At 61.0% G+C, this 12,900-nt stretch carries 14 protein-coding genes; all 14 read right to left on the reverse strand.

Annotation, left to right across the window (positions count from 1 at the left end):
• Positions 1–4: 4 nt before the first annotated feature.
• Entirely contained in the window at positions 5–625 is a 621-nt protein-coding gene (locus ACSBQS_RS19095) for a YfgM family protein (protein ID WP_033635592.1), read from the reverse strand.
• 13 nt (positions 626–638) lie between these two features.
• The gene (hisS, locus tag ACSBQS_RS19100; protein WP_025303909.1) at positions 639–1,913 is read right to left on the reverse strand and encodes a histidine--tRNA ligase; all 1,275 of its coding nucleotides are present in this window, start codon (positions 1,911–1,913) and stop codon (positions 639–641) included.
• A 139-nt stretch (positions 1,914–2,052) separates the two neighbouring features.
• The gene (gene ispG / locus ACSBQS_RS19105) at positions 2,053–3,174 is read right to left on the reverse strand and encodes a flavodoxin-dependent (E)-4-hydroxy-3-methylbut-2-enyl-diphosphate synthase (protein ID WP_016929756.1); all 1,122 of its coding nucleotides are present in this window, start codon (positions 3,172–3,174) and stop codon (positions 2,053–2,055) included.
• A gap of 47 nt (positions 3,175–3,221) precedes the next feature.
• A complete protein-coding gene (gene rodZ, locus ACSBQS_RS19110; protein ID WP_033644090.1) occupies positions 3,222–4,196 on the reverse strand; it encodes a cytoskeleton protein RodZ in 975 nt (324 codons plus the stop codon).
• Positions 4,186–4,935 carry a type IV pilus biogenesis/stability protein PilW gene (gene pilW / locus ACSBQS_RS19115; RefSeq protein WP_197666644.1) on the reverse strand — a complete coding sequence of 250 codons (750 nt, stop codon included), beginning with the start codon at positions 4,933–4,935 and terminating at the stop codon, positions 4,186–4,188. The genes rodZ and pilW overlap by 11 nt, the downstream gene beginning before the upstream one ends.
• 97 nt (positions 4,936–5,032) lie before the next feature.
• Complete coding sequence (locus ACSBQS_RS19120; RefSeq protein WP_004941426.1) at positions 5,033–6,229, reverse strand: bifunctional tRNA (adenosine(37)-C2)-methyltransferase TrmG/ribosomal RNA large subunit methyltransferase RlmN; 1,197 nt, start codon at positions 6,227–6,229, stop codon at positions 5,033–5,035.
• Between the two features lie 237 nt (positions 6,230–6,466).
• A complete protein-coding gene (gene ndk / locus ACSBQS_RS19125; protein WP_004941424.1) occupies positions 6,467–6,892 on the reverse strand; it encodes a nucleoside-diphosphate kinase in 426 nt (141 codons plus the stop codon).
• Positions 6,893–7,053: 161 nt separating this feature from the next.
• The gene (gene sseB, locus ACSBQS_RS19130; protein ID WP_060660349.1) at positions 7,054–7,884 is read right to left on the reverse strand and encodes an enhanced serine sensitivity protein SseB; all 831 of its coding nucleotides are present in this window, start codon (positions 7,882–7,884) and stop codon (positions 7,054–7,056) included.
• 89 nt (positions 7,885–7,973) lie between these two features.
• On the reverse strand, positions 7,974–9,269 hold the full coding sequence (gene pepB / locus ACSBQS_RS19135) for an aminopeptidase PepB (protein ID WP_033632327.1): 1,296 nt from the start codon (positions 9,267–9,269) through the stop codon (positions 7,974–7,976).
• Between the two features lie 223 nt (positions 9,270–9,492).
• The gene (iscX, locus tag ACSBQS_RS19140) at positions 9,493–9,693 is read right to left on the reverse strand and encodes a Fe-S cluster assembly protein IscX (protein ID WP_006327336.1); all 201 of its coding nucleotides are present in this window, start codon (positions 9,691–9,693) and stop codon (positions 9,493–9,495) included.
• A gap of 32 nt (positions 9,694–9,725) precedes the next feature.
• Positions 9,726–10,061 carry an ISC system 2Fe-2S type ferredoxin gene (gene fdx / locus ACSBQS_RS19145; RefSeq protein ID WP_004941417.1) on the reverse strand — a complete coding sequence of 112 codons (336 nt, stop codon included), beginning with the start codon at positions 10,059–10,061 and terminating at the stop codon, positions 9,726–9,728.
• A 2-nt stretch (positions 10,062–10,063) separates the two neighbouring features.
• The gene (gene hscA, locus ACSBQS_RS19150; RefSeq protein WP_434991279.1) at positions 10,064–11,914 is read right to left on the reverse strand and encodes a Fe-S protein assembly chaperone HscA; all 1,851 of its coding nucleotides are present in this window, start codon (positions 11,912–11,914) and stop codon (positions 10,064–10,066) included.
• 32 nt (positions 11,915–11,946) lie between these two features.
• Positions 11,947–12,468, reverse strand: coding sequence for a co-chaperone HscB (gene hscB, locus ACSBQS_RS19155; protein WP_434991280.1), 522 nt, complete (start codon positions 12,466–12,468; stop codon positions 11,947–11,949).
• Positions 12,469–12,530: 62 nt separating this feature from the next.
• A complete protein-coding gene (gene iscA, locus ACSBQS_RS19160; protein WP_004941410.1) occupies positions 12,531–12,854 on the reverse strand; it encodes an iron-sulfur cluster assembly protein IscA in 324 nt (107 codons plus the stop codon).
• Positions 12,855–12,900 lie beyond the last annotated feature (46 nt).

Raw genomic sequence — 12,900 nt, forward strand, 5'->3', positions numbered from 1 at the left:
CCCCTTAGCTGGACAAGTTATTCAATTTCATGCGCAGCAGAACCTGCAGCGCTTGAGAAGCGTTGGACTCAATGCCTTTGCTGTAAGCTTCGCGCGCGCCCTTGGCGTCGCCCTTCGCCAGCAGCACATCGCCGCGCACATCCTGCATCATCGCCGCCCAGCCTTCGCCTTTCACGCCATCCAGCGTTTTCAGCGCTTCATCCAGCTTTTTCTCCTGCAGCTGGACGCGCGCCAGACGCAGGTCGATCATCGCCAACAGGTTGTCGTCTTTGGTCTGGCCCTGCGCCAGCGCCAATTGTTGTTCCGCCTTGGCGAAATCATTCTGTTCGACAAAGTGCTTGGCCAACTGCAGCGCGGCCAGTACGCCGTAGCTGTTGCCGTTGGCCTGGACAAATTTCTCTGCGGCAGCCACGTCATCCGGCTTGCCGGCCGCCAGACGATCGCTGGCTTCCTGATAGGATTGCGATGCCGCCATCATGTTGGAGTTTTCATGGCTCTGCCAGTAACGCCAGCCAACCAGGGCACCAATTCCGAGCACCACGCCCACCGCCAGCGCTTTGCCGTTCTCGGCAAAGAACCGACGCAGTGCGTCGACTTGTTCGTTTTCAGTGGTATAGACTTCCACGGTGTCCTTCTCCTTAACCTAACATCAAAGCCAGACGCGCAGCGACTTCGCTTTGCGCCAGCGTTTCTTGTTCACCACTGCGCAGGTCTTTCACCACCACCTGCTGCGCCGCCACTTCGCTCTCGCCCAGGATCAGCGCGATGCGCGCGCCCCATTTGTCCGCACGGGTGATCTGCTTCTTGAAGTTGCCGCCGCCGTAATTGGTCATCAGCTTCAGCTGCGGCGCCGCGTCGCGCACCTGTTCAGCCAGCTGCATCGCCGCGCTCTGGGTGCCCGCGCCGGAAGAGATGACGTACACGTCGATAGCCGACGGCGCCTTGAATTCCGGGTTGACCGCCTGCACCAGCAGCACCAGACGCTCCAGGCCCATGGCGAAACCGACCGCCGGGGTGGCGCGGCCGCCCAACTGCTCGACCAGACCGTCGTAACGGCCGCCCGCGCAGACGGTGCCCTGCGCGCCCAAGCTGGTGGTCACCCACTCAAACACGGTGCGGTTGTAGTAATCCAGACCGCGCACCAGGCGCTCGTTAACGGTATATGGGATACCTGCCTGCGCCAAAAGTTCACACAGACCGGCGAAGTGAGCACGGGATTCTTCATCCAGGTACTCGGACAGGCGCGGCGCGTCGTTCAGCAGCGCCTGCACCTCAGGATTCTTGGAGTCCAGCACGCGCAGCGGGTTGCTGTACATGCGGCGTTTGCAGTCTTCGTCCAGCACCTCGACGTGCTGCTCCAGGAACGCCACCAGCGCATCGCGGTAGTTGGCGCGCGCCTCCAGCGAACCGATGGAGTTCAGCTCCAGCTTGACGTGCTCGGCGATGCCCAGCGCTTTCCACCAGCGGGCGGTCAGCAGGATCAGCTCGGCGTCGATATCCGGGCCTTGCAGGCCGAACACTTCCGCGCCCAGCTGATGGAACTGGCGATAGCGGCCCTTTTGCGGGCGCTCGTAGCGGAACATCGGGCCGATGTACCACAGACGCTGTTCCTGATTGTACAGCAGACCATGTTCGATGCCGGCGCGCACGCAGCCGGCCGTCCCTTCCGGACGCAGCGTCAGGCTTTCGCCGTTGCGGTCTTCGAAGGTATACATCTCTTTTTCCACGACGTCGGTCACTTCGCCGATCGCGCGTTTGAATAACGGGGTCTGCTCTACAATCGGCAACCGGATTTCGCTGTAACCGTAGCCGCCCAGCACCTGCTTGAGGGTGCCTTCAATACGCTGCCATAATGCCGTTTCTTCCGGCAGGTAGTCGTTCATGCCGCGGATGGCTTGAATGTTCTTTGCCACGTGAGTTCTCTGTCCGTTGTCTGTAAAAATGAACCTGATTATAGGGACTTTGCCGCCCGGTATTCAACGCGGATGCGGTTTTCCGCCCTTCAGGTGCATAAACAAGCGGGCCAACAGGCCCGCCGTGTAGCGATAACGCTTATTTTTCCAGCAGATTGACCGTGATACGGTTGCTTTCGTCCATCATCGCGGCCTTGGCGCGAATCTTCGCTTCCAGCTGGTCGATCATCTGTTCGTTGTCGAAACGCTCTTTCTGGCGCACGCCGTCTTCGTAGAAGCCGCTCTTCTTGTGGCCGCCGGTCACGCCCATGGTGGACACCAGCGCTTCGCCCGGGCCGTTCACCACGCAACCGATGATCGAGACGTCCATCGGCGTGATGATGTCTTCCAGGCGCTGCTCCAGCGCGTTCACCGTGCCGATCACGTCGAACTCCTGACGCGAACAGGTCGGGCAGGCGATGAAGTTGATGCCGCGCGCGCGGATGCGCAGCGACTTCAGAATGTCGAAACCGACCTTCACCTCTTCGACCGGATCCGCCGCCAGCGAGATGCGCAGGGTATCGCCGATGCCTTCAGACAGCAGCATGCCCAGGCCGATGGCCGATTTGACCGACCCGCTGCGCGCGCCGCCGGCTTCGGTGATGCCCAGGTGCAGTGGCTGATCGATGCGCGACGCCAGCAGACGGTAGGATTGCACCGCCAGGAACACGTCCGATGCCTTGACGCTGACCTTGAACTGGTCGAAGTTGAGGCGATCGAGGATATCCACGTGGCGCATGGCGGATTCCAGCAGCGCTTCCGGCGTAGGTTCGCCGTACTTTTCCTGCAGATCTTTCTCCAGCGAACCGCCGTTGACGCCGATGCGAATCGGGATGTTCTTGTCGCGGGCGCAGTCCACCACCGAGCGAATGCGCGATTCGTTGCCGATGTTGCCCGGGTTGATGCGCAGGCAGTCCACGCCGTATTCGGCAACCTGCAGCGCGATGCGATAATCGAAGTGGATATCGGCGACCAGCGGCACGTTGACCTGCTGCTTGATCAGCTTGAACGCCTCGGCGGCGTCCATGGTAGGAACCGAAACGCGGACGATGTCGACGCCCACGCGCTCCAGCGCTTTAATCTGATTAACCGTTGCTTCAACATCGGTGGTACGGGTGTTGGTCATCGACTGCACGGCAATCGGCGCGCCATCACCAATAGGCACCTTGCCGACGTAAATGCGTGTAGATTTTCGACGGTTGATGGGCGCTTGGTTATGCATTACTTACTCTCCATTGCTGCTCTGACATCACGACCGGGGCCGCGCGATTACTGCGCGGCGACGGTCAGGCGAGCAACACGGTTTGACTTAACGAACCGGCTCAAATCAACCGGTTTACCCTGATACTGGATCTGTACTGCCGCCGGCGCGCCGATGGTCAGTTTGTACGGCGCAGTGCCGGTCAGGTTCAGCTTGCCGCCCTGCTTCTGGGTGCCGCTGAACAGCGTTTTACCGCTCGCGTCGGTCACCTGCAGCCAGCAGTCGGCGGAGAAATCCATCACCAGCGCGTTCGGATCGGCCGCCGGCGCAGCCACGCCCGCATCGGCGGTCGGCAGCGGCGATTGCGCCGCCGGCGCGGTTTCCGGCAGGGTGGTCTGGCTTGGCGACACCACGGCAGGCTGTTGCTGAGCCGCGCCCGGCGTCTGGGCGGTCGCCGCCGGCGCCTGAGCCGCTGCGCCGGTATCGGCCGGCGCGGCGCTGTTGTCGGTCAACGGCACGTTGGTGCCGGCGTCGGCGTTGCCGTCCGTCAGCGGCACGGACTGCCCTTCGTTATTCTGTGAAAGCTGCGCGGAGGATTGATCAGCCATGGTGGCGATCTCTTCCTGCTGCGCCTTGTGGTTTTGCCACCACCAGGCGCCGGTCAGGCCAATCACCACGAACACGATAAGCCAGGTGAAGCTCATCAGCCAGCCGTCGCGTTTCTTGCGGCGCTTGCCCAGCGAGAAGCTTTGCATCGGCGCCACTTTCGCCATCTTCAACGGCGCCTGCTTGGCCAGCATCGGCAGCAGTTCGTCTTCCGGCAAATGCACCAGCTTGGCGTAGGAACGGATGTAGCCGCGCACGAAGGTGGACGCGAGGTCAGCGGACACGCTGTCTTCCTCGATATCGCGCACGGTGGACATTTTGAGACACAGGCGTTCTGCAACGGCCTGTTGGCTCAGCCCGAGTTGCTCACGGGCCTGACGCAGGCGCTGGCCCGTCGTCATGGATACGGTTTTATCTTGGGAGGCTTCAGTATTCATTAGCTAAGAACTGCTGGTACTGTTTGGATTGTGGAAAACTTCGCGCTAACTGCTTGCCATAGCGTTGAACGCTATCCTGACGGCCGGCTAACGCGGCGAAACGAATCTGTAACCATAAGCTGCTGGCGCTAGCCGGCAGAACATGCTGATAAACATCCAATAAAAGTTGCGACTGGGCGCGCTTCCCTTCTCCAAATTGCTTTTCGGCCTCCGCCAACAGCGGAGCGCCTTTGTCCGGATCGACTTTCAGCGCGCGGCTCAACAGCGTGCGCGCTTCATCGTTTTGTCCGGCCTTGAGAAAACAGTAACCTGCGTTTTCCAGGCTGTCGGCGACCTGACCATAATCGGGCGCCAGTGCCGCAGCGCTAAACTGCTGTTGCGCCGGTACATACTGCCCTAAACTGCAAAGAAACGCACCGTAATTATTCAGTACGGTGCCATTGCCCGGCGCAAGTTTGAGCGCTTGCCGATAACGCTGTTCGGCCGCGGCGTTTTCACCGATCCGCTGCGCGTAGAGCGCCATGCCCAACTGCGTGCGGTAATCCTGCGGGGCCGCGTCCAGCGCCTTTTCCAGGTTCTGGCGCGCGGCGTCCATGTCACCTTGCTGCAGGTACTCCAGCCCCAGCTGCAACCGCGTCTGGCCCGCCTCAGCGACCTGTGCTTCCTTTTCCGGCGATGAGCCGGAACACCCGGCCAACAACCCGATCGCCAGCCACACACCCCACAGTTTCAGCTTCATGCCCGCATTCATTTCCTTATCGGCCGTCAGCTAACGCCCATTAGCGTCAACATCTCGCATAACAGGCTGTTAGATAACAAAAAAGGTGCTATAGGATTCAGACCGCCCGTACGTTGATAGGTTCCCCGGCCATTTTCTTTTTCAGGGTACGCTTGGTACGGTCGATCACTTCACCCGCCAGTTGCCCGCAGGCGGCATCGATATCGTCACCGCGGGTTTTACGAACAATAGTCGTAAAGCCGTATTCCATCAACACCTTGGAGAAACGATCCACCCGGCTGTTGGAGCTGCGGCCGTAAGGGGCGCCCGGGAACGGGTTCCATGGGATCAGGTTGATCTTGCACGGCGTGTCTTTCAGCACTTCCGCCAGCTGATGCGCATCGTCGGTGCTGTCGTTGATATGATCCAGCATCACGTACTCGACGGTGACGCGCCCCTGGTTGGCGTTGGATTTCTCCAGGTAGCGACGCACCGCGGACAGGAAGGTCTCGATGTTGTACTTGCGGTTGATCGGCACGATCTCATCGCGGATGGTGTCGTTAGGCGCGTGCAGCGAAATGGCCAGCGCCACGTCGATCATGTCGCCCAGCTTGTCCAGCGCCGGCACCACGCCGGAGGTAGACAGGGTCACGCGGCGTTTGGACAGGCCAAAGCCGAAGTCGTCCAGCATGATTTCCATCGCCGGCACCACGTTGTTCAGGTTGAGCAGCGGTTCGCCCATGCCCATCATCACCACGTTGGTGATCGGGCGTTGGCCGGTCACCTTCAGCGCGCCGATGATCTTCGCCGCGCGCCACACCTGGCCGATGATTTCCGACACGCGCAGGTTGCGGTTGAAGCCCTGCTGCGCCGTCGAACAGAATTTGCACTCCAGCGCGCAACCCACCTGCGAGGAGACGCACAGCGTCGCGCGGTCGGCTTCCGGGATGTACACGGTTTCGACCTGCTGATCGCCCACCTTGATCGCCCATTTGATGGTGCCGTCGGCCGAGCGCTGTTCTTCCGCCACTTCCGGCGCGCGGATTTCCGCCACGCGCTGCAGCTTGCCGCGCAGGACTTTGTTGATGTCGGTCATCTGCTCGAAATCGTCGCAGCAGTAGTGATAAATCCACTTCATCACCTGATCGGCGCGGAACGGTTTCTCGCCCATTTCGGCGAAGAACTCGCGCATTTGCTGGCGGTTCAGATCCAGCAGGTTGATTTTGGCCGCAGCCGGTTGCTCCACGTTAACGGAGGGGGTAGTCAGCGAATTATTTTCAGACACGGTGTGCTCGGACGTGATGGGTTCTAACATAATGATCTCTGGCCTCGTTATTACACGTTATGGCGCTAAAGAATGGAAAGTAAGTTGTGCATTTCAGCCCGCATGATTCGGGTGGCGGCACTAAAAACACGCCCCTGACAAGTCGTCTTATCAGGGGCGCGGCATTGTACAAATTTTAGTAGCGGGTTTCTATGGCTGAAAGGCATTCAGGGCATTTTTATTGTTTCAGCCGGTGAATGCCTGGCTATCAGCTCAGAAACGGCACGATTAACGTGCGCAGATTTCGCTTTCGTTGAAGAAGTAAGCGATTTCACGCTGTGCGGATTCAACGGAGTCGGAACCGTGAACGGCGTTAGCGGTGAAGCTGTCCGCGTAGTCGGCGCGCAGGGTGCCGGCCAGTGCGTTGTCCGGGTTGGTTGCGCCCATGATGTCGCGGTTGCGCTGCACGGCGTTTTCAGATTCCAGAACCTGCACCATGATTGGGCCGGAGGTCATGAACTCTACCAGACCGTCGAAGAATGGGCGGCCTTTGTGCTCAGCGTAGAAGCCTTCAGCTTGCTCGCGAGTCAGACGCAGCATTTTAGCGGCGATGATTTTGAAACCGGCGCGCTCGAAACGCGCGTAGATAGCGCCGATGTCGTTGTTGGCTACAGCGTTTGGTTTAACGATGGAAAAGGTACGTTCTACGGTCATGATGGCCTCTGTATGACTTCCAAAACAGGCCGGTCTGCAATGTTGCCGGCCTTCTCAAGTGGCGCAGATTATATGTGCGCCGTTAACGCTTGCCTACGGGAAAATCAACATTTCATTAAAAAAATATGATCTTCCTGCGGCATTTCCGACCACGCGCCGCGTTACTGGGTTTTGTCGGTGGACGGGATCAAATTGCGCAGCCAGCTGCCCCAGCGGCGCTGATAAAACGGCTGCGTATGGGCGATCAGGTAGTGGCTGATGCCGCGCTCTTTCTCCGACACCAGGCAGAAATCGACCGGTTCGTCATTCGGCGCCGTTTCGCTGGCGACGCTGCCGGCCTCGTTGATCAACGCCTCGATCTCCGCCGGTTCTGCATCCACTTCCAGCCCGATCAGCAGATTCGGCTTCTCGTCCGCCGCCTGATCGTGCATCAGCGCCAGAAACGCGCGGCGCACCGGTTTGCGCTGGCTGAACAGCGTGGTCAGCGCATCCACCATCGCCGACGGGTACTCTTCGGGCTGCCCCAACAGGATTTGGGTTTCTTTGTCGACGTAATGCTCCACCGGTTTGACGACGCCGCCGGTCGCCAACAGCATCGCCACCTCTTCCGGGTAGAACTCTTTGCCGTACTCCGCCTTCGGGTTGAGGAACAGATCCGCGCCCTGGGTGATTTCAAACAACACCCGCGCCGGCATGGCGATGAACGGCTGTTCGTCCTCAACGGCCTTCTGCAACGCGTCCAGCGAGGTGAAGAACGGAATGATGCTGCCGCCGTCCTGCTTTTCCCAATGCTGGATATTGACCGGCGTATCCGCGTTCAGCGTGATGTCGCCGTCCTGCTGCACCTGCTCGCTGTCGCCGAGGATCAGCACCGTGGCGTCGAGCAGTTCACGGAAGAACGCCGGACGGTGGGCCGGCTCCGTCACCGCCAGCTTCAGCAGGCGTTCAAGCTCGTTCTCGCTCGGGGCGGCATCGTGATGATGGGAACTCATGGCAAACTCCAGGGATCAAATAGCGAGGCCCAGCATGCTGGGCCCCGAAGATAATGCGCATTCTAGCGCCCGACGCGGCGGGCGTTCAATTATTTGGCTTTGCTCAGCAACAGATTGGCCAGGGTGCGCACGCCCAGCCCGGTCGCGCCGGCCGACCACTGATCCACCGCGCCTTTGCGGTAGGTGGCGGAACAGTCGATGTGCAACCAGCCTTGCTGGTAGTTCTTAACGAAATGCGACAGGAAGGCCGCCGCGGTGCTGGCGCCGGCGGTGTAGGCCGGGCCGGCCACGTTGTTCAGCTCGGCGAAGTTGGACGGCAGCTGGCTGCGGTGGAACTCGGCCAGCGGCAGACGCCAGAACGGCTCGTGCTCGGCGGCGGCGCTGCTCAGCAGCTCTTGCGCCAGCGCGTCGTCGAAGCTGAACAGCGCGTGATAGTCGTTGCCTACCGCCGTTTTCGCCGCGCCGGTCAGGGTGGCGCAGTCGATAATCAGCTGCGGGTTCTGCTCAGAAGCGTCGATCAGGCCGTCGGCCAGCACCAGGCGCCCTTCCGCATCGGTGTTCATCACCTCAACGGTTTTGCCGTTGCGGTAGCGAATGATGTCGCCCAGTTTGAAGGCGTTGCCGCTGACCATGTTGTCGGCGCAGCACAGGTACAGCTTCACGCGCTGCTTCAGGCCGCGCGCCGCCGCCAGCGCCAGGGCGCCGGTGATAGTGGCCGCGCCGCCCATGTCGGATTTCATCGAATCCATAAAGGCGCTCTGCTTCAGGCTGTAGCCGCCGCTGTCGAAAGTGATGCCCTTGCCGACCAGGCAAGCGAACACCGGCGCATCCGGGTTGCCGGTCGGGTTGAAGTCGAGCGCCAGCAGCACCGGCGGGCGCTCGGAGCCGCGGCCGACGGTGTGGATGCCGGCATAGTTCTGCTCGCGCAGATCTTCGCCCTTGGTGATGCGGTAGCTGACGGCATCGCAGCCGACGTCGCACATCAGATCGACGGCGCGGGTCGCCAATTGCTCCGGCCCCAGCTCTTCCGCCGGCATGTTGATGGTGTCACGCACCCAGTCGACGATCTTCAGGCGCTTATCCAGCTCCTGACGCGCGGCTTCCGGCAGTTCGGCCCATTCGACGTTGCGCTGCCCTTTCGGCCCGCGATAGCCTTGCCAGAACGCCCAGCTGTTTTCCAAATCCCAACCGTCGCCGGCCAGCTTGACGTTTTTGATGCCCTGGCCGTCAATTTTGCGGCCCGCGCGCTGGATCGCGCCCAGCTTGTCGGCCCCGGTCAGGTGGATAGTCATCCCTTCACCGTTGGTGCTCAGCAGCGCTTTCTCGCCCCAGCGGGCGTCGGCAGGTTGTTGCGACAGCGTGACCTGCATGAATTCAGTTGTCATAGCCTTCTTACTCCGGATGTTCCCTTTATTATTTCATTAGGGCTTTATTGCATACCCTATGGATTTCAAATTGCAGCTAGGCGCCCAGCGATCTCATCCCCAGGAGCTTACTCAGGTAAGTGACTGGGGTGTGATCGTGCAGGTAACAACGCTGCGGTTTGAAAGACGACGGGTATGTCGGATACAAAATAAACGGGCCGCCCATGGCAGCCCGTTACGCTATTTACTCCGCTTCATCTAACCAGACCAGCAGGATCGCTTCCAGTATTTTTTCGTTGGAAGCCTGCGGATCGTCATCGAACTCTTCCAGATCGCAGATCCACTGATGCATGTCGGTAAAACGCACGGTTTTCGGATCGGTGTCCGGGTATTGGTCGTACAGGGCTTCGCCGATTTCACGGCTGTCGGTCCACTTCAGTCCCATTATGATCTCCGGGTTGACGCTGCGGCTAACAATTAATGCTCACGCGCGTGGTTGACGGTGTAGCGCGGCATTTCGACCACCAGATCTTCGTCGGCGACCAGCGCCTGGCAGCTCAGACGGCTTTCCGGCTCCAGCCCCCACGCTTTGTCCAGCATGTCGTCTTCCAGCTCGCTGCTCTCTTCCAGCGAATCGAAGCCTTCACGCACGATGCAGTGGCAGGTGGTGCAGGCGCAGGATTTCTCGCAGGCGTGCTCGATTTCAATGCCGTTGCGCAGCGCAACGTTGAGGATCGACTCCCCTTTTTCGGCTTCCAGAACCGCCCCTTCCGGGCACAGATCTTGATGGGGCAGGAAAACAATTTTAGGCATGGTTAAACCTCATCCACAGAATGGCCAGCCAGCGCGCGGCGAATGGAAGCATCCATGCGGCGCGCGGCAAAATCTTGCGTTTGTGCATCTAATGTTTTGATGGCGTCTTCGATAGCGGCGGGGTCTTCACCCCGCACCGCCTGCTGCAACGCCTGGGTCGCGGCGGCGATCGCCTGGCTTTCCGCCTCGCTCAGCAGCGCGGCGTCGGTAGCCAACGCGCCCTGCAGGCTTTCCAGCACCCGCGCGGCTTCCACGCGTTGCTCCGCCAGCTTGCGCGCGCCCACGTCGCTTTGCGCGTTGGCCATCGAATCCTTGATCATGCCGGCGATTTCGCTGTCCGACAGGCCGTACGACGGCTTGACCTGGATCGAGGCTTCGACGCCGGTGGATTTCTCCATCGCGGTAACGCTCAGCAGACCGTCGGCATCCACCTGGAAGGTGACGCGAATATGCGCGCCACCGGCAGGCAGCGGCGGCAGGCCGCGCAGCGTGAAGCGCGCCAGCGAACGGCAATCCTGCACCAGCTCGCGCTCGCCCTGCAGCACGTGGATCATCATCGCGCTCTGGCCATCTTTAAAGGTGGTGAACTCCTGCGCGCGCGCCACCGGAATGGTGGTGTTGCGCGGGATCACTTTCTCCACCAGACCGCCCATGGTTTCGAGGCCCAGCGACAGCGGGATCACGTCCAGCAGCAGCATGTCGCTGTCCGGCTTGTTGCCCACCAGAATGTCGGCCTGGATCGCGGCGCCGATGGCGACCACTTTATCCGGATCGATCGACGTCAGCGGCGTGCGGCCGAAGAAGGCGCCCACCTGCTCACGCACCAGCGGCACGCGGGTGGAACCGCCGACCATCACCGCTTCCAGCACCTCGTCGGCGGCGACGCCGGCGTCTTTCAGCGCGCGGCGGCAGGCCATCAGCGTGCGTTTCACCAACGGAGCGATCAGCGCTTCAAACTGGGCGCGGGTCACTTCACCCTGCCAGCCGGCCACCTCGACGCGCACGCTGTCGGCATCGCTCAACGCGATTTTGGCGGCGATGGCGGCATCCAGCAGTTGGCGCTGCACGCCGTGGTCGCTGCGATCGGCCACGCCGGCCTGCTCGCGCAGCCAGTCGGCCAACAGGTGATCGAAGTCGTCGCCGCCCAGCGCGGAATCGCCGCCGGTGGCCAGCACTTCGAACACGCCGCGGCTGAGGCGCAAAATGGAGATATCAAAGGTGCCGCCGCCCAGATCGTAAACCGCGATCACCCCTTCCTGGCCGGAATCCAGCCCATAGGCGATCGCGGCCGCAGTGGGTTCGTTCAACAGACGCAGAACGTGCAGGCCGGCCAGACGCGCCGCGTCTTTGGTGCCCTGGCGCTGCGCGTCGTCGAAGTAAGCGGGAACGGTGATCACGACGCCATCCAGCTCGCCTTCCAGCGCCGCTTGCGCGCGCGCGGACAGGGCTCGCAGGATATCGGCGGAGACGCCGACCGGGTTAACCGCGCCGGCGGCGGTGACGATCAGCGGCAGGCCGTTGTCGCTGGCTTGGAATTGGTACGGCAGGTTCGGGTAACGTTGCTGCACGTCCGCCAACGAGCGGCCCATCATGCGTTTGATGGAGCTGACGGTATTGGCCGGATCCTGCGCCGCCTGTTGGCGCGCCTCCCAGCCGACGCGCTGCGCGTCCGCCTGATAATGCACTACCGAAGGCAGCAAATGGCGACCCTGTTCGTCGGCCAGCGTTTCCGCTTGCCCGCTGCGCACCGTGGCGACCAGCGAGTTGGTGGTGCCCAAGTCGATGCCGGCGGCCAGACGTCGCTGGTGCGGCGCGGCGCTGAGGCCAGGCTCACTAATTTGTAATAAGGCCATGTTGAAGCTTCCACAATCAGAATCAGAAGGTGTTACTCAAAACCCAGCAGTTTTTCTTCGAGTTGTTCAACCTGTTGCTGGAGTTTGTCCAAGAAGCGCAGCTTGCGCACGGTGTCGGCGGCGTCCGCCCACTGTTCACTGTCCAACTGCTGCAGCATCAGCGCGCTGCGCTGTTTGACCGAGGCGGCCAGCCGCGCGCCGAAATCGGCCAGCAGGCTTTCCGCCTCCGGCTTGCGCTCAATGGCGTCGAGCTCTTCGCGCAGTTCCAGCTGTTCCATCAGGAACGCGGTGTCGCGCATCGTATGCTGTTCGTTGCCCAGATCGAAGCCGTGCAACGATAGCATATACTCCGCGCGTTTTAACGGGTGCTTCAGCGCCTGGTAGGCTTCGTTGATGGTCGCAGCCTGGTGCAACGCCATCAGGCGTTCGCGCTCCGGCTGGTTGGCGAAACGATCGGGGTGGAATTGGCGCTGCAGATCCTGGAAGCGGGACGCAAGCAGGCTGCCGTCCACGGTGTAGCGAACTGGCAGCCCGAATAAAGTAAAGTAATCCATAGCGTGCTCTGGGCGTTAGCGGATGAAGTTCCCCCGCCGAAACGGGGGAGCACGATGGACTGTCAGACGTTGAAACTCTCGCCGCAGCCGCACTCGCTTGAGACGTTCGGGTTGTTGAACTTGAAGCCTTCGTTCAGGCCTTCCTTAACGAAATCAAGCTCGGTGCCGTCAAGGTAGACCAGGCTCTTGCCGTCGATGATCACCTTGATGCCTTTGTCTTCAAACACGATGTCGTCATCGTTGGCTTCGTCAACAAATTCCAGCACGTACGCCATCCCGGAGCAGCCGGAAGTTCGCACTCCCAGACGCAGGCCGAGACCTTTGCCGCGGTTCGTCAAAAACGCCTGAACACGCTGCGCAGCGCTGTCGCTCATGGTAATAGACATCACAACCTCACACTTCACATCAAAGCCCGGCGCGGCCGGGCCGACT

This window comes from Serratia sp. H402Y (assembly GCF_051172415.1).
Classification (GTDB): domain Bacteria; phylum Pseudomonadota; class Gammaproteobacteria; order Enterobacterales; family Enterobacteriaceae; genus Serratia; species Serratia ureilytica.

Bases quoted from the DNA above. Each gene is read 5' to 3' on its own strand.
- ispG (WP_016929756.1), bottom strand. From the start codon at position 3,174: ATGCATAACCAAGCGCCCATCAACCGTCGAAAATCTACACGCATTTAC.
- rodZ (WP_033644090.1), bottom strand. From the start codon at position 4,196: ATGAATACTGAAGCCTCCCAAGATAAAACCGTATCCATGACGACGGGC.
- pilW (WP_197666644.1), bottom strand. From the start codon at position 4,935: ATGAAGCTGAAACTGTGGGGTGTGTGGCTGGCGATCGGGTTGTTGGCC.
- ACSBQS_RS19120 (WP_004941426.1), bottom strand. From the start codon at position 6,229: ATGTTAGAACCCATCACGTCCGAGCACACCGTGTCTGAAAATAATTCG.
- ndk (WP_004941424.1), bottom strand. From the start codon at position 6,892: ATGACCGTAGAACGTACCTTTTCCATCGTTAAACCAAACGCTGTAGCC.
- sseB (WP_060660349.1), bottom strand. From the start codon at position 7,884: ATGAGTTCCCATCATCACGATGCCGCCCCGAGCGAGAACGAGCTTGAA.
- pepB (WP_033632327.1), bottom strand. From the start codon at position 9,269: ATGACAACTGAATTCATGCAGGTCACGCTGTCGCAACAACCTGCCGAC.
- iscX (WP_006327336.1), bottom strand. From the start codon at position 9,693: ATGGGACTGAAGTGGACCGACAGCCGTGAAATCGGCGAAGCCCTGTAC.
- fdx (WP_004941417.1), bottom strand. From the start codon at position 10,061: ATGCCTAAAATTGTTTTCCTGCCCCATCAAGATCTGTGCCCGGAAGGG.
- hscA (WP_434991279.1), bottom strand. From the start codon at position 11,914: ATGGCCTTATTACAAATTAGTGAGCCTGGCCTCAGCGCCGCGCCGCAC.
- hscB (WP_434991280.1), bottom strand. From the start codon at position 12,468: ATGGATTACTTTACTTTATTCGGGCTGCCAGTTCGCTACACCGTGGAC.
- iscA (WP_004941410.1), bottom strand. From the start codon at position 12,854: ATGTCTATTACCATGAGCGACAGCGCTGCGCAGCGTGTTCAGGCGTTT.